The following is a 15,203-nucleotide window of genomic DNA, read 5'->3' on the forward strand; positions in this document are numbered from 1 at the left end:
ACTCAGGGTCTCCCCAGAAGCGGGGCGACCCTTTGCTGCAGATGGGGGACGATCTCCTCCTCGAACCAGGGATTCCTCCTGAGCCAGAGGGTATTGCGCGGGGAGGGATGCGGCAACGGCAGCCAGCCGGGGCCATAGTCGGCCCAGCTGCGCACCGTGTCGGTGAGTGACCCTTTGGCTGCCCCCCGCAGATAGTAGGCTTGTGAATATTGGCCGATCAGCAGGGTCAGTTCGATATTGGGCAACAGCATCAATACCTTGCCGTGCCAGGTGGGCGCACATTCGGGGCGCGGCGGCAGATCGCCGGATTTTCCCCTGCCGGGATAACAGAGCCCCATCGGCATGATGGCGATGCGGGATTGGTCGTAAAAGGTGGCCTTATCGACCCCGAGCCACTGGCGCAGCCTGTCACCGGAGGGGTCATCCCACGGGATACCGCTGGCATGCACCCGGGTGCCGGGCGCCTGACCGATGATCAGCAGGCGGGCACTCTCGGCCCCGCGGATCACCGGACGAGGCCCCAGCGGCAGGTGAGCCTCGCACAGACGGCAAGCCCTGATTTGCTCAAACAACTTATCGATTCGCTGCATGACGTTGATAGTACCAGCATTTCCCTGTTTTCCCTCTTGTGGAAACAGGGCGCGCCCCCTACTATCGCCATGAGCGTTTAATTTAATAAACGGATAATAATGAAAAACTGGCTAGGTACCGGCACCGCGACCCTCTCCTTCATCCTGTGGGGGATGCTGCCGCTCTATTATCAATTCATGCCCGAGGTCAACATGTGGGAGCTCATCTCCCACCGTGTGCTCTGGTCGGTTATCCTGCTTGGCGGCCTGTTTCTGCTGCTTGGCCACAAGGTGCCCTGGGCACAACTGCGCAGCGAGCCGCGCCAGCTCGGCCTAATCCTGCTGGCCGGCCCCGTTATGTCCATCAGCTGGTGCATGTTCACCTGGTGCCTCACTACCGGGCAAGTGCTGACCACCAGCCTCGCCTTCTTTATGACTCCGCTGTTCAATATCGTATTCGCCGTCATCTTCCTCAAAGAGCGACTCACCCCGCAAAAGCATCTGGCGGTCGCCCTGGCGCTGGCGGGGCTCGCCTACATGCTCTTCTGCTACGGCCAACTCCCCTGGTTCTCCCTCATCATGGGGGCCAACTTCGCCTGCTATGGCCTTATCAAGAAGAAGATCCACTACGACACCGGCACCAGCCTCTATCTGGAAGCCATGGTGCAACTGCCCGTCGCGCTGATCATCATCGGCACACTGGCGTGGCACGGGGAAGGGGCATTCGTGAACGGGGATCTGGCCGACAAGCTGCTGCTGATGGGCAGTGCGCCCGCTACTCTGCTGCCGGTGGGGCTCTTCTGCTATGCGGTGGCGAGAACCCGGATGAGCACTGTGGGGCTGCTGCAATATATCGAGCCCAGCCTCGCCTTCCTGCTCGCCATCTACTGGTTTGGTGAGGCGCCGGATCCCATAAAGGCAGTCGGATTCGCCTTCGTCTGGGCTGGTTTGCTGGTTAGCCTGTTGCCATTGCACCGGCTCAAGCGTCGCCCTCAGGGCGTACCGCGATAAGATTCCAACACCTTGTGCCAGCGGGGATCCTTGTCCATCTGCTCGGCGATGTCGTTGAGGATGGCATGCAGCTCGGGACGAGACTTGGGCAACAGAATATGGCGGGTATAGCTGGATTGGGGGAAGGGGGAGATAAACAGCTTGCCCTGATAGTGGTTTGAGTCGATGAAAAAGCCCAGCGCGGAGCCTGGCACCAGGGTCACATCGATACGGCCGCGCACCAGCAGCTCAAGATTGGTCTTCACCTTCTTGGCATCGTGACGCTCCAGCTCTCCCCTTGCTGCCGCATCGTCGATCCCCTGATAGCGGTAGCCCTCCACCCCGCCAAACACCAACCCCTTGAGGGAGTCGGGTCCGCGATAGGTGATCGGCTTGTCGCTGTTCGAGATCAGCTCGTTGGTGTCGCGCATCACCGGAAAGGTCCACAAATAGCGCTCGCGATGGGGATCTCCCACCCAGGCAGGATTGACCCAGACCACCAGACCATCGAAGTCGGGATCCGCCATCTCCAGCGCCAGCCGGGCGCGATTAACCAACCAGAGCTCTATTCTGGGTTCACCCCCCAGCTTTTCATTGAGATACTTGACCAACTCGTGGCTCAGCCCAGTATCTCCACCGGTATTGAAAGGCGGATGCTGATGGTAATCGTAGAGACGAATCGTCTCCCCCTGAGCCGGCACCGACAACAGCAACCACAACCAGAACCAAACCCTCATCGCACCTCCTTGAGCTGCCTCTGAGTTTGGCACAGAGAATTTGAATGAGAAAACCCGCAACCACCACACCGACACCACAACCATCCCCCTCTTCCCGCTGGTCTGTCTATATGGTGCGTACCGCCACCGGCCTGCTCTATACCGGGATCAGCACGGATCCGCTACGCCGTCTGCGTCAGCACCAGAATGGCAAAGGGGCTCGCGCCCTGCGCGGCAAGGGGCCCTTGACGCTGGCTTGGCAGCAGGAAGTCGGCGAGAAGGGGGTGGCCCTGCGCATCGAATATCGCCTCAAGCAGCAGCCAAAATCCTTCAAGGAGCAGCTGATCCTGCACCCCGCGATTTGGCAGAGCTGGAGCCCGCAGTGGTTAATCGACTCCCCCTGAATATTGCCAGAAAAAAAGACCACTCGATGAGTGGCCGAAAAGGGGAAATCAGGGAGCATCACACGACGTGTTGTGCCACTACAGATAGGTATTGTTGCGCTGACGACGGTGGCTGATAAGCCAACAGACCACCAACACCAGTAGCAACCAGGGAGCCAGTTTGATGATCAGGGCAAGCATGCCGCTCAACAGACCCAGCAACACAAACACACCGCTTACCAGCAACATGGCCACCAGGGTAAAACCGGTCAGCGCCATCACCAGCAACACTCCCAGCAATATGAAAAATTCCAGCATAACTTGCTCCTTACGGGCACTCAGTGCCGCCGGGCTGCCTTGCGGTCAATCCAGCCAGCGTCTCAATTCATAACGAGGCGGCATCACCAGCACCGCCAGCAGATAGGCAGCCAGTGCCAGCGGTGGCACCAGGATCAGGGCAAGCAGGGCTACCACTCGCACCGTCACTCTGGAGATCCCCAGCCGTTTGGCAATGCCGGCGCAAACGCCGGTCAGCTTGCGATGCACCAGATCCTTGGGCCAGGGAGTCATGGTTATACCTCCACCTTCTGACCCTTGAGACGGGCCAGCTCGCGCTCTATCTCGTCATTGAGCTCCAGCTCGCGGAACTGGGCCTCCAGCGAGGGATTCTGCCCCAAAGTGGCCGCCTCCAGCTGGGCTTCCAGCTGATCGACCCGCCCCTGAAAGCCTTCGAACCGTGCCATCAGCTCGTGCATGCGCTGGCTGTCCACCTGAGCGCGGGCACGAATGCGGCTGTGGGCCGTCTGCTCGCGCAGGGTCAGCAGTTTCTGCTTCTCCCGCGCCTCGGTCAGCTTGGCTGCCAGTCGCTCACTGTCGGCGGTAAGCTGGGCCAGCACCTCGGCCACCCGGGCCTTGTCCTGCTCCAGCTGTTCACATTTCCTGGCCTCCGCCAGCTTCTCGGTGAGGGCAGCGCGGGCCAGATCCTCACGGCCTTTCTGGATGGCGAGCTCGGCCTTGGCCGACCACTCCAGGATCTGCGCCTGCAACGCTTGCTGATGACGCTCCAGCTGCTTCTGTTCGGCAATCACGCGGGCGGCCTGGGTACGCATCTCGACCTGCACCTGCTCCATCTCTTCGATCATCAACCGCAGCATCTTCTCCGGCTCTTCACTCTTGTCGAGCAGGCTGTGCAGGTTGGCATTTATCACGTCGGTCAGGCGGCTGAATACGCTCATGGTCTGGCTCCTTGTTCATGGGATGGCTATCTCTTCCCATTGCATTACAAGAGCCGTGCCAAGAAAAATTATTGTTGTTTTACATATAGATGAGAGTTTCACAAAGAAATTAAAGAAAGGTTTGTTGGTGAAAATAGCCAACCATGTGGTGATTTTCACCAACAAAAAAGGGAGCCTGAGGCTCCCTTGTCGATTCATCTGCGATATCTAGTCAGACTGCGTGGCTGTGGCCCAGCTTGCTGTCCAGTTCAGCCAGCTTGGCCTCCATCCGGGCACGGCACACTTCGGAGAGCTCGCGAATGCCGGCGGCACCGTGCTCCTTGCTGCAGACTGGCGCCATCACCTCCACCAGCACTTCGCCGTTGTCCCAGCGATTGAGGTCGATCTGGCCAAAGTAGCTGGAACAGACGATGGGCACTACCGGCACTTCAGCCTGTACCGCAGTGTGGAAAGCGCCCGCCTTGAACGGCAGCAGGCCACGCCCCTGGGAGCGGGTCCCTTCCGGAAACATCCAGATGGAGGTGCCACGGTTCTTGATGCGATCCACCACCTGACCAATGGTGCCGATGGCACGGGAGCGGTTGGAACGGTCGATCAACACGTTGCCGGAGAGCCAGAAGATAAGGCCGAAGAAGGGGAGCCACAGCAGGCTCTTCTTGCCTACCGCCACCACACCGGGCTGCACCGCACCGGTCACGGTGAAGATGTCGAAGTTGCTCTGGTGGTTGCAGACGTAGACCGCCGGGCCGACCGATTTCACCTCGTCGGCCACCGTCACCTTGACTCGCAACCCGATCAGCGGGCAGACCGCGTGATACATACGGGCAAAGACATAGACGTTGTTGGGGTGGCGCGGACGAACCAGACAGAGCAGCAAGCCGAACAGGAACCAGAAAATGAGCAGCAGACCAAGCAGCAGCACACGGGCAATTTTGAGCATCGAACACCTCGAGTTTTAACTCGGCGCAGTATACTGATCCCCCTTTTAGCGAACAAGCGTTCGCCAAACAGAACCGACCAGACTCACCCGCTCTGTCACCCCGGCGATCAGTCATAACGGGCAAGGTAACTTGCCCCTCCAGATATAGGTCGCTAGGATGGCCCCATCTTGATGGACATGGCGAACATGATGTTGCAACAACGGATAGCGAAGCATCTCCTGCTACTGGTCTGCCTGCTGCTGCTCAATTGTGCAGCCCAGCCGCTGGCCCGGCTTGCCCTGCTCGATCACGCCCTCAGCTGTCAGGCACTGCCCGTTCAGAGCATCGATGATGAGCAGAACGACGGCAAGCCAGTCAGCCCGCAGCCCACCAGCTGCCAGCTCAACGGCAAGTGGCTAAGCGCCGCCACCCTGCTCTGCGTCGAACAGCTCTTCTTTGCCGTGGCGGTGCTGCTCGCCCTGCTGGCCCCCCTTTGGCTCTACACACCGCCACTGCCCCCTCCCAGAGTCATCTCGCCGCCCGAGCGGCGTCTGCACCTCACCCTGTGCGTCTGGCGGGAATGAGTTCGACAGCGTTCTTTCGTTAGCTGTCACTCAATTTTTGCGAGACCAAAAAGATGTCGAATCTCTTCAAGGCGGCCCTGCTACTGGGCGGTCTGCTGTGGCAATCCATGGGATTGGCCAGCGACACGGGCTGGCTCACCAGCCCACAGAATGATCACGCCCGGGTACGGCTGCAGGCCGACCACAGCACGGCAGATCAGACCCGCATCCTGCTCGATGTCGAGCTGGAGTCAGGCTGGAAAACCTACTGGCACAGCCCGGGCGAAGGGGGCATTGCCCCCCAGATCCTGTGGGACGAGCCGGTCGGTGCCTTTCAGTGGCGCTGGCCGGTGCCACGCCACTTCGAGGTAGCCGGGCTCAACACCCAGGGTTATCAGGGTGAGGTGACCTTCCCTCTGAGCCTCAACTATCCCGCCGGGCAACCGCTCAAGGGGACTCTACGCCTCTCCACCTGCAGCAATGTCTGCATCCTGACCGACTTTCCCTTCACCCTCTCGGTGGATGGGCAGGCCCCGGCCGACTTCGATTTTGCCTGGGCGAAGGCGATGAGTACCCTGCCCCAGCAATTGCCTGCCGCAACCCGGGTCGAGCTCGGTTATCAGCACAACCAGCTGCAACTGCGCGCCGAGCGGGCAGAAGGTTGGCAATCACCAGCGCTCTTTATCGACGCTCTGGAGGGTGCCGAATTTGGCAAACCGGCGCTTGAGGTCGAGGGCAACACCCTGATCGCCCGGGTGCCGGTGAGCGATGGTTGGCAGGGGGATGCGCCGGATCTGCGCGGCCAATCCCTCGGCCTGCTGCTCACCAGTGGCGAGCAGGCGTGGCAGGGCAAGGGGACGATCGGCGCGCCACTCGCAATGCCCGGCCAGAGTCATTCGCTGTTCTGGTTGCTGGGAGCAGCGCTGCTCGGCGGCCTGATCCTCAACCTGATGCCCTGCGTGCTGCCGGTGCTGGCGCTCAAGCTGGGAACTGTGTTGCAACATCAGAAGCGTGAACAGGGAGCGGTGCGCAAGCAGTTCCTCGCCGCCAGCGCCGGGATCATCGCCTCCTTCTGGGTGCTGGCGGCCATGAGCAGCCTGCTGCGCGCCACGCAAGGGGCCGTCGGCTGGGGCATCCAGTTCCAGAGCGCCGGTTTTATCGGCTTGATGGTGCTGGTCACCCTGCTGTTTTGCGCCAACCTGTTGGGGCTGTTCGAGATCCGCCTGCCCAGCGCCCTCTGCACCCGCCTCGCCACCAGCGGCGGCAACGGCCTCGGCGGTCACTTCCTGCAAGGGAGCTTCGCCACTCTGCTGGCGACCCCCTGCTCGGCACCCTTTCTCGGCACTGCAGTGGCCTTTGCGCTGGCGGCGCCGATCGGCCAGCTCTGGCTGATCTTCACGGCATTGGGGATTGGCATGAGCCTGCCCTGGCTGCTGGTGGCAGCCCTGCCACGGCTCGCCCTCTGGTTGCCGAAACCGGGGCGCTGGATGAACCATCTGCGCATCCTGCTCGGCCTGATGATGCTGGGCTCCAGCCTCTGGCTCACCAGCCTGCTCGACAACCATCTCGGCAGCTATGCCACCGGCTGGCTGATGGCTGCCATGCTGCTGGCACTGCTGGCTGGCATCATCTGGCGTTACGGCATCCGCGGCTTCACGCTGGCGATCGCCCTCACCGCCCTGATTGGCAGCCCCCTGCTGCTGAGCGGCGCCTTTAGCGCGCAGGGCTCGGCCAGTGTTGACAAGGTGGTCTGGCAGCCGCTCTCTGAACGCGCCATCACAGATGCGCTGGCCCAGAACAAGCGGGTCTTTATCGATGTCACCGCCGACTGGTGCGTCACCTGCAAGGCCAACAAATACAACGTGTTGCTGCGCGATGAGGTGCAACAGGCCCTCTCGGCCCCCGATGTGGTGGCCCTGCGCGGCGACTGGAGCAAACCAAGCGACACCATCGCCGCCTTCCTGCGTAAGCGGGGCGCGGCTGCGGTTCCCTTCAACCAGATTTACGGCCCGGAGTTGCCGCAGGGGGTCACGCTGTCACCCCTGCTCGACAAGGACGATCTGCTGACCACATTGCACAAGGCTGGCCTGCTTCAGGCTGGCACCACCCGATTTTAAGGAGTAACCATGAAACCGACTCTGAGCGCCCTGACCCTGCTGGCCTCCCTTTCCGCAGCCCTGCTGGCTCCGGCCCTGCACGCCGCCCCCTTCACCCCGGAGCAAGAAGCGCGCATCAAGGAGCTGATCCGCGAGACCCTGATCGCCAACCCCAAGATCCTCGACGAGGCCGCCGAATCCTGGGAGAAACAGAACGCGGCAGCCCAGGAGGCGCAGCTTGGCAACTTCATCAAGGGCAACAAGGATGTGCTGTTCAACAGCGCCACCAGCCCGCGCCTCGGCGCCAAGAACCCCAAGCTGACGCTGGTGCTGTTCACCGACTACAACTGCCCCTACTGCAAGCAGTTCGATCCCCAGCTGACCAAGCTGCTCAAGGCCTATCCGGACGATCTGGGACTGGTGATCAAGCTGCTGCCGTTCAAGGGGCAGACCTCCGCCAAGGCGGCCCAATACAGCCTGACCCTGTGGCAACAGGATCCCGCTCGCTTCCTCACCCTGCACGACAAGCTGATGAGCAAGCAGGGGATGCTGACCGAGGCGGACATCAACAAGGCGCTGGCCGCCACCGGCAACACCGCGCTCAAACCGGCCGCCAAGGCGACCGAGGAGCTGCGCAACAGCCTGCGCATCGGCACCATTCTGGGGGTACAGGGCACACCGGCGACGCTTATCGGCAACCAGCTGGTACCGGGCGCCATCCCCTATGAGGAGCTGGAGCAACTGGTGCAGGCCGAACTGGCCAAGCAGGGGTAAGGGATGGCCACCAATCCTCAACCCCGCTGGCGCCGCTGGAGCAAGGAGGCGATCTGGCTGCTGTTGCTGGCACTGGTCATCTCGACCCTGCTCGATCTGTGGCGCAGCCCGACCCTGCCAGAGGGAGCGATGAGCGCCCCCGTCACCCTGCAGAATGGCAGCAGCACGGATCTCGCCACCCTGAGTCAGGGCAAGCCGCTGCTGGTCTACTACTGGGCCAGCTGGTGCGGTGTCTGCCGTTTCACCACCCCGGCGGTACAGCAGCTGTGGCAGGAGGGTGAAAACGTGCTGACGGTGGCGCTGCGCTCCGGTAATTCGGAACAGTTAGCCAAGGGGATGAGCAAGAAGGGGCTCACCTTCCCGACCCACAACGACGAGTCGGGAGCGCTGGCCGCCCAGTGGCAGGTGGGGGTCACCCCGACTTTTCTCGTCATCAAGGATGGGACGCTTGTGAGCAGCACCACCGGCTGGAGCTCGAAGTGGGGCCTGCAGCTGCGGCTCTGGTGGGCGTCGCTCTAGCCACGCAACAACATTGCCTTCAACAGGGCCATCCCACCGGATGGCCCTTTTTTATGCCGACATTTTTATCCTGACATCAGGCGGGGAGCTGCATCCCGCGCACCTGAGCCAGCAGGGCGGTCACCGCCGCCGAGCGCAACGCATCGGGGGCGTAGCAGAGCCCCACCCGCCGCTTGAAGGAAGAGGCCGCCAGCTCGGCGACCGTACAGCCGTGCGGACAGAGGGAACGAGGCAACCAGGCGATCCCCGCCCCGGCGGCCACCATAGTCGCCGCCAGTCGCAGTGACCCCGCCCGCCGTGGATAGAGGGGCGCCTGATTGCCGAGAATGGCGATCAGCCGCAGGTGAGAGTCATGGCGCGGGCAGGTGACCCAAGGCTCGTCCGCCAGCGCATCCGGGGTGAGCGATCCCTTGCCCGTCAGCGGGTGATCCGGCGGCAGCACCAGCACAAACTCCTCCTCCAGCAGGGGGATAAAGAGCTCGTCACCGCAACGCAGGGATTCACACCCTAGCCGCACATCGCCACAGCACCCCTCCTCCAGAGTCAGCAGGATCTCCTCGTGGGCGAGCGCCCCTTGCACCAGCGCCCCCACCACGCCATCGCCAAGGTCTGCCTCAATCCCCACCGTCAGCTCGAGACAGGGGGAGGTTTCACGAAACTCGCGGGCGAGAGAGTCGGTATCGGCGATCAGCCGCTTGGCGCGGGGATAGAGCCGGTGCGCCGCTTCGGTCCCCTCCACCCCGCGCGCCTGCCGCACAAACAGGGTCACCCCCAGCTCATCCTCCAGCGTCTTGATGGTGGTGGAGAGGGTGGGCTGGGTAATGAAAAGGCGGGTGGCGGCCGCCGTGATGTTGCGCTCCTCGAAGACAGCCACAAACGCACGCAAGGTTCGCACATCCATAGAATTCACCTATACCAGACAGTCATAAAAGCCATTTTTCACGGCGACACGGGGCAAATATAGTGACTTACCTGCCACAAGGCATCCCAATTATCTATATCAGCGTCTATCAACACTGTCAGGAGCCATCATGCGCCATCTATCTGTCATCGGCCTCGGGGCCATGGGCTCCGCCCTCGCCACCACCTTGCTCAAGGCGGGCCATCCGGTCACCGTCTGGAATCGCAGCGCCGCCAAGGCAGCCCCGCTGCAAGCGCTGGGTGCAACACTCGCCCCCTCGGTTGACGCAGCCATCGCCGCAAGTGATATCACCCTTGTCTGCGTCGATAACTACGCCGTCAGCCAGCAGTTGCTGGACGAGGCGAGCGATGCGGTGGCGGGCAAGCTGCTGGTGCAGCTCTCCACCGGCAGTCCGCAGGGGGCCAGAGCGCTGGAGAGCTGGTGCCACGCCCGCGGCGCCCGCTATCTCGATGGCGCCATCCTCTGCTTCCCGGATCAGATCGGCACCACTGATGCCAGCATCATCTGCTCCGGTGCCAGCGCTGCCTTTAGCGAGGCCGAGCCGGTGCTGCGCCTGCTCGCCCCAACCCTCAACCATGTGGCCGAGGCGGTTGGCGCCGCCGCGGCGCAAGATTGTGCCGTCGCCGCCTACTTTGCCGGTGGCCTGCTCGGTGCTCTGCACGGCGCGCTGATCTGCGAGGCGGAAGGGTTGCCGGTAGCCAAGGTGTGCGCCCAGTTCAGCGAGCTGTCGCCGATTTTGGGGGGCGATGTGGCCCACCTTGGCAAGACGCTGGCGAGCGGCGATTTCGATCACCCCTACGCCAGCCTGAAAACCTGGAGCGCCGCCATCAGCCGCCTCGCCGGTCACGCCACCGATGCCGGGATCGACAGCAGCTTCCCGCGCTTTGCCGCCGATCTGTTTGAGGAAGGGGTGGCGCAAGGATTTGGTCAGCAGGAGGTCTCGGCTCTCATCAAGGTGCTGCGGGCGCGCAATGGAGCAGCACAATGAACGAGCAGACCAACCAACCCCAAATTGCACTGGTCACCGGCGCCGCTGGCGGGATTGGCCGCCAGCTCTGCATCGGGCTGGCCGAGGCGGGTTATCGGGTGATCGCCACCGATCTGGCCCCTCACGCTTTCGACCATCCCGAGATCCACTTTCATCCCCTCGACTTGCGCGATGAGCAGGCCATCGTGCGGCTCTTTGCCGAGGTTAGCGCGCAGCATGGCGGCATCCATCTGCTGATCAACAACGGCGCCATCAGCAAGTTCCACACCCGCTTCGAGGATCTGAGCGCAGCCCAGTTCGATCAGGTGATGACGGTCAATGTGCGCGGCGCCATGCTCTGCGCCCGCGCCTTTGTGCAGGCCAACCGCGGGTTGCCCTATGGCCGTATCATCAATATTGCCTCCACCCGCTGGCAGCAGAACGAGCCGGGTTGGGATGCCTATGGCGCCTCCAAGGGGGCGCTGGTCGCCCTCACCCAGTCCCTCGCCAACTCACTGGCCGACTACCCCGTCACGGTCAATGCCATCAGTCCGGGCTGGATCCAGGCGGAGGATTACCACACCCTGACCGAGGCGGATCACCGCCAGCACCCGAGCGGCCGGGTCGGGCGCCCCGACGACATCACCCGCGCTTGCCTCTTTCTGGCGGATCCCCAGAACGACTTTATCAACGGTGCCAATCTGGTGGTCGATGGCGGGATGAGCAAGAAGATGATCTACCACACCTCCGCCTCCTTCTGGGAGGAGTAACCCCTGCGGCAGCAGCCTCGCCCCGGCCTGCCGCCCATGCCTTTCCTGCCCGTTTTTTCATCGCTTTTGCCCTGCCGCCCTTGCACTGGCCAGACCGACTGGCAACAATAGACGCTCAACTGACCCCTCTTCATTTCGCCCGTTAATTGATCGCCCAACTCATCGCGTTGGCGGGCTGTTTCCGTTAAAATGACGGGTTTTTGCCGTGCCTGGTTTGCCAATCCCCACCATCAGGCACTCGCAGCGTGAATCCTATGATGCCAGTGATGCAGGATCTGCCATGAACAACTACTTTCGGGTGCTGGGCGTCAAGTCCAACGCCAGCGAAAACGACATCAAGAAAGCCTATCGTCGGCTGTCGAACCAGTACCACCCCGACAAGCTGCACGGGGCCAGTGAAGAAGAGAAAGAGCAGGCAGCCATCAAGCTGCACCAGGTAAAGCAGGCCTATGAAGTGCTGTCCGATCCGAAACAGCGGGCCGCCTTTATCAAGGATTTCAACAACGTCATCGTGACCGACCCCGCCTCCGCCATGCAGGAGATGTGGGATCAGTTCTACCCCTGAAACAGCAGGCAGAAAGAGCAACTATGCAAAAGAGATGGGACCAGGCGCGGCTCAAGGCGCTGCAAAGCGATGCCAGCGAAAACATCGAATCCTACCGGGATCAGGACGACCCCAAGGGGCTGGAACAGTTCACCGACCAGATGAAGAGCCTGCTGCTGGCCGATATGAGCATGCTGGAGTTTATGCCCGAGTATCTGCCGCTGGCCCTCTATGGCCGGGTGCAGTTCCCGGTCAAGGCCAAGTCGCAGTGGAACAAGTGGCTCGCCAGCGGCGAGCAGCCAAGCTGGGACGAGTTCAAGGTGAGCGTCGGCTTCAACAACGCCGCCCTGCCGCTGGTCAAGGCGGTGCGGGCCCAGAGCGAAGATCAGCTGATGGAAGCCTGCGCCGTGCTGTTCCTGCTCGACAACCCGCTACCGCGCGGTAGCCACCGCGCCGATGACGACTATGAGCTGCGCGACGAAGAAGATGAAGACGGGGAAGATGCCGACGCCGACTACCATGGCGGCAGTGACCGCTATGGTGATGACGACGGCGATCAGGATATGTACGACGAAGTCCGTTTCTAATTGGGGCAAGGCATGAGCAACAGTCTGATAGAAATTACCGCCATCGAGATCAAAGAGCTGGCCGTTATCGAGCCGAAGCAGGCCAGCGAGAAGTTCGAGCTGATCGCCAAGACCATGTCTGACGACCAGCTGGCAGAAGTGATTGAAAACATTGATATCGTTACCCTGACCCAGATTAACGGCCAGCACGATATCTCCTTCCCCTCCATCATCTCCGAGCTGATGACCCCGGAGCGGATCCGCGACATCGTCTGCCAGCAGCCGCTCTATTGGGAAGAGGCGATCAAGAACAACGCCGACGAGCTGCAACAGCACACCTTCGACTTCCTCAACTACCTGATCCGCACCCAGGATAGCGAAGCCAAGCAGCGCGAGATCCTCGAGTGCGTGGCCGAAGATCCGGCCGGTCTCTTCTACCTCGCCATCCCCTTTATCGAGTTCTATCGCGGCGATCGCTATGAAGAGGACGAAGGCTATCGCGACGTGCTGCACGCCGAAGAGGAAGATCTCGAAGAGTCCCTGCGCTACAGCGAGCGCCAGCAGAGCGAGGATGTCCACGACTACGCGCTGGATGACCCGCGAAGCCTGTTGATGCTCATTCGCGAGCTGGCCCCCGAGGTGGAGAAAGCCATCAAGGCGCTGCTGCGCAACGAGCACTCAAGCTGGGACGGCATCATCAACAAGTTTGCCGCCGAGCTGGTGATGCAGGCCAAAGAGAAGAACAAGGTCGAGGAAGACGAGTACGGCGACGTCGACGACATGTTCAGCTTTCTGGATTAAGGAGCCCATTCATGCAGTTAGTCATTCGCGATGCCAACCAGGGCCCCTTTCTGACCCAGGTGCTGCGCTTTGGCCGCGACAACGAACTCTTGAGTCAGCAGCAGCTGACCGCCATCAAGGGCAAGGCGGTGCTGATGAGCCTCAAATTCGCCGACAAGTACTACAACAAGTACAAGATGCACCTGCTGGAGCAGGCGGCCCACGACGTCATCGGCGTGGTGAGCCTCGGCCTGCAGGAGCTCTCGGCACGGGATCCGGCCAAGGCGCTGGCGCTGCTGCAGGCGCCTGAAGGCCCCATCAAGCCGTTCCAGAAGGGCTGGTCGATGCTCATTACCGTCAGCCCCAAGCAGGCTGGCAACAGCCTCTACGGTGACGTGGATGCGCGGCTCTTGGACAAGATCTCGAGCCCGCCCGATGTGGAGGAGTGGCAAGGGTGGCAGGAGTACGAGAAGGCGCTGACCGAGCACAACAAGAGCCGCCTGATGGAGCTCATCGACCAGCACTTCTTCGCCTGCGAAAGCGACCACCCCACCATGGAGGACAAGCTGGCCGAAGCGCTGCTCTACCGCATCCTCTGCGGCAAGGGCAGTGGCGCCGCCCCGCTCAAGGTGAAGCAGGATCTCAAGCGCAAACTGGCGCGGGAGATTGAGCTCGACGAGAGCTGGTACGACACCGACTACCTCGCCGCCCAGCTCACCCTGATGCTGAACGCGCTGCCCGCCGACATGGCCGCCGCACTGCGGCAGGAGTTGAGCCCGGGTTTTGTGCCCAACCTGCTGCACACCCTCGGCTTTGTGCGCCAGTACCAGCTGCTGCAAAAAGAGAACGCCTCACCGGAGAAGCTCGACAACGTCGAGATGCGCGCCGGTCTCAAGCACCCGCTGCTCGGCTGGCCGCTCTACCACAACTTCTAGGGCGCGCTTCGCCGCCTCTTTTGTTGCGCCCCCATGTGGGATAACTCAACGCCCGGCCCGCCGGGCGTTGTTATATCTACGTCATCAGCCCCCTACAATTGACGTAAAAATCGGGATGCAACCAGTTCAGATAGCTTCATTCAAACCTTGTTCGCAGCTATACTGCGCCCCTGATTCAGGGCTGAATAAACCGGTAATAATACAGGTCAGATTTTTATGCTGCTGCCACTTTTAATGCTTATCAGCGCCAATACTCCGTTACTGTCAGATACCCGCCTTTATAAAGAAGTCGCCAATAATTGTAAAAATGTAGATTTGGAAAATTGGCAACATCCGACCAGAAAGGTATTACTGGAACGAGGCGTTATATTAAAAAAAGTCGAGTTATGTAACGATGGTAAATATCCAATCTATCATGTTCGACTACCGTATGACCCGGCTGGTCAGACTCAAGATTATTTCAACCCACTCTATGTGGCCATGTACGGAGCCAACGGAAAATGGCCATATGCCATGGTCGATGAGGAAGGAACCATTGTGTATATGACCTATCGGAAAGGTTCTATTATCACACCGGACTACGAGCTTTCCTCACCATAATCAGATTTTATCTCTGAGGGAAATACTCAAGGAATGCAAAATAAACATATTTTCATAAAGGATAGCATCACGATTCCCAGCCCCCAAATGCTCTGGTTGATATATTATCAGGCTATCTTAAGTCACCTATCTGTCGAAACTAATCTGTATCACGTTATTACAACAAGAATATATATTAGCCCCTGCGATGAAACGCTCAAAAATTCCCCATATCATCAGGTTCTGATCAAGCCCTCATTTTCAATATTTATTCACTCAAACAGTGAAACTGAATAAATAAGCTGTCACTCAACATGCCGGCGGCAATGGTGAAAGAGCAGCCAAAAGCGCGATGGCGATCCCACTATCAGATCA

20 protein-coding genes are annotated in these 15,203 nt (G+C 60.7%); 13 read left to right on the plus strand and 7 right to left on the minus strand.

Features of this window, described 5'->3' with window-relative positions; translation table 11 throughout:
* Positions 1 to 2: 2 nt before the first annotated feature.
* Positions 3 to 590 carry a uracil-DNA glycosylase family protein gene (locus tag G5154_RS10985; protein ID WP_421206168.1) on the minus strand — a complete coding sequence of 196 codons (588 nt, stop codon included), beginning with the start codon at positions 588 to 590 and terminating at the stop codon, positions 3 to 5.
* 99 nt (positions 591 to 689) lie between these two features.
* Here G5154_RS10985 and rarD point away from each other — a divergent pair, with 99 nt between their 5' ends.
* Positions 690 to 1,580 (plus strand): EamA family transporter RarD, encoded by an 891-nt coding sequence (gene rarD / locus G5154_RS10990; RefSeq protein WP_421212944.1) that lies wholly within the window; start codon positions 690 to 692, stop codon positions 1,578 to 1,580.
* Here rarD and G5154_RS10995 read toward each other — a convergent pair.
* On the minus strand, positions 1,562 to 2,296 hold the full coding sequence (locus G5154_RS10995) for a substrate-binding periplasmic protein (protein WP_005343130.1): 735 nt from the start codon (positions 2,294 to 2,296) through the stop codon (positions 1,562 to 1,564). The genes rarD and G5154_RS10995 overlap by 19 nt on opposite strands.
* Positions 2,297 to 2,340: 44 nt before the next feature.
* Here G5154_RS10995 and G5154_RS11000 point away from each other — a divergent pair, with 44 nt between their 5' ends.
* Positions 2,341 to 2,679: a GIY-YIG nuclease family protein gene (locus tag G5154_RS11000; RefSeq protein WP_421212945.1), complete on the plus strand. Its 339-nt coding sequence runs from the start codon at positions 2,341 to 2,343 to the stop codon at positions 2,677 to 2,679.
* 78 nt (positions 2,680 to 2,757) lie between these two features.
* On the opposite strand, the gene pspG is transcribed toward G5154_RS11000, so the two are convergent.
* From pspG to G5154_RS11020, 4 genes are all read right to left on the minus strand, one after another.
* Positions 2,758 to 2,976, minus strand: coding sequence for an envelope stress response protein PspG (pspG, locus tag G5154_RS11005; protein ID WP_005343128.1), 219 nt, complete (start codon positions 2,974 to 2,976; stop codon positions 2,758 to 2,760).
* 45 nt (positions 2,977 to 3,021) lie between these two features.
* Complete coding sequence (locus G5154_RS11010; RefSeq protein WP_421244401.1) at positions 3,022 to 3,228, minus strand: PspC domain-containing protein; 207 nt, start codon at positions 3,226 to 3,228, stop codon at positions 3,022 to 3,024.
* Positions 3,229 to 3,230: 2 nt separating this feature from the next.
* Positions 3,231 to 3,893 carry a phage shock protein PspA gene (gene pspA / locus G5154_RS11015; protein WP_421244402.1) on the minus strand — a complete coding sequence of 221 codons (663 nt, stop codon included), beginning with the start codon at positions 3,891 to 3,893 and terminating at the stop codon, positions 3,231 to 3,233.
* 211 nt (positions 3,894 to 4,104) lie between these two features.
* On the minus strand, positions 4,105 to 4,833 hold the full coding sequence (locus G5154_RS11020) for a 1-acylglycerol-3-phosphate O-acyltransferase (protein ID WP_005343125.1): 729 nt from the start codon (positions 4,831 to 4,833) through the stop codon (positions 4,105 to 4,107).
* A 186-nt stretch (positions 4,834 to 5,019) separates the two neighbouring features.
* Between G5154_RS11020 and G5154_RS11025 the strand changes: the two genes are divergently transcribed.
* Genes G5154_RS11025 through G5154_RS11040 form a run of 4 tightly spaced genes read left to right on the plus strand, consistent with a single transcriptional unit; the run spans position 5,020 to position 8,765 of the window.
* Positions 5,020 to 5,397, plus strand: coding sequence for a hypothetical protein (locus G5154_RS11025; RefSeq protein WP_421244403.1), 378 nt, complete (start codon positions 5,020 to 5,022; stop codon positions 5,395 to 5,397).
* 53 nt (positions 5,398 to 5,450) lie between these two features.
* A complete protein-coding gene (locus tag G5154_RS11030; RefSeq protein WP_421250983.1) occupies positions 5,451 to 7,493 on the plus strand; it encodes a protein-disulfide reductase DsbD family protein in 2,043 nt (680 codons plus the stop codon).
* A 9-nt stretch (positions 7,494 to 7,502) separates the two neighbouring features.
* On the plus strand, positions 7,503 to 8,246 hold the full coding sequence (locus G5154_RS11035; RefSeq protein ID WP_064341631.1) for a DsbA family protein: 744 nt from the start codon (positions 7,503 to 7,505) through the stop codon (positions 8,244 to 8,246).
* 3 nt (positions 8,247 to 8,249) lie between these two features.
* Positions 8,250 to 8,765 carry a protein disulfide oxidoreductase gene (locus G5154_RS11040; protein ID WP_421250982.1) on the plus strand — a complete coding sequence of 172 codons (516 nt, stop codon included), beginning with the start codon at positions 8,250 to 8,252 and terminating at the stop codon, positions 8,763 to 8,765.
* A gap of 76 nt (positions 8,766 to 8,841) precedes the next feature.
* Here the strand turns inward: G5154_RS11040 and G5154_RS11045 are convergent, their stop codons facing one another.
* On the minus strand, positions 8,842 to 9,666 hold the full coding sequence (locus G5154_RS11045; protein WP_421250981.1) for a LysR family transcriptional regulator: 825 nt from the start codon (positions 9,664 to 9,666) through the stop codon (positions 8,842 to 8,844).
* Positions 9,667 to 9,796: 130 nt separating this feature from the next.
* Between G5154_RS11045 and G5154_RS11050 the strand changes: the two genes are divergently transcribed.
* The 7 genes from G5154_RS11050 to G5154_RS11080 all read left to right on the plus strand — a co-directional run bounded on the left by G5154_RS11050 (position 9,797) and on the right by G5154_RS11080 (position 14,849).
* Positions 9,797 to 10,675, plus strand: a complete 879-nt coding sequence (locus tag G5154_RS11050) for an NAD(P)-dependent oxidoreductase (protein WP_266135332.1) — start codon at positions 9,797 to 9,799, stop codon at positions 10,673 to 10,675.
* On the plus strand, positions 10,672 to 11,424 hold the full coding sequence (locus G5154_RS11055) for an SDR family NAD(P)-dependent oxidoreductase (RefSeq protein ID WP_266135331.1): 753 nt from the start codon (positions 10,672 to 10,674) through the stop codon (positions 11,422 to 11,424). Before G5154_RS11050 ends, G5154_RS11055 begins: the two co-directional genes overlap by 4 nt.
* Positions 11,425 to 11,704: 280 nt before the next feature.
* Positions 11,705 to 11,989, plus strand: a complete 285-nt coding sequence (locus G5154_RS11060) for a DnaJ domain-containing protein (protein WP_005343121.1) — start codon at positions 11,705 to 11,707, stop codon at positions 11,987 to 11,989.
* A 23-nt stretch (positions 11,990 to 12,012) separates the two neighbouring features.
* Complete coding sequence (gene atcA / locus G5154_RS11065) at positions 12,013 to 12,555, plus strand: cold adaptation protein AtcA (RefSeq protein WP_421250980.1); 543 nt, start codon at positions 12,013 to 12,015, stop codon at positions 12,553 to 12,555.
* A gap of 12 nt (positions 12,556 to 12,567) precedes the next feature.
* Positions 12,568 to 13,335 carry a cold adaptation protein AtcB gene (atcB, locus tag G5154_RS11070; RefSeq protein WP_005343119.1) on the plus strand — a complete coding sequence of 256 codons (768 nt, stop codon included), beginning with the start codon at positions 12,568 to 12,570 and terminating at the stop codon, positions 13,333 to 13,335.
* A gap of 11 nt (positions 13,336 to 13,346) precedes the next feature.
* Positions 13,347 to 14,249 (plus strand): cold adaptation protein AtcC, encoded by a 903-nt coding sequence (gene atcC, locus G5154_RS11075; protein WP_421250979.1) that lies wholly within the window; start codon positions 13,347 to 13,349, stop codon positions 14,247 to 14,249.
* 216 nt (positions 14,250 to 14,465) lie between these two features.
* On the plus strand, positions 14,466 to 14,849 hold the full coding sequence (locus tag G5154_RS11080) for a hypothetical protein (protein ID WP_421250978.1): 384 nt from the start codon (positions 14,466 to 14,468) through the stop codon (positions 14,847 to 14,849).
* The last annotated feature ends 354 nt before the right edge of the window (positions 14,850 to 15,203 follow it).

The sequence above is a fragment of the Aeromonas sp. 600527 genome (genome assembly GCF_049175415.1).
GTDB classification, from domain to species: domain Bacteria; phylum Pseudomonadota; class Gammaproteobacteria; order Enterobacterales; family Aeromonadaceae; genus Aeromonas; species Aeromonas veronii_A.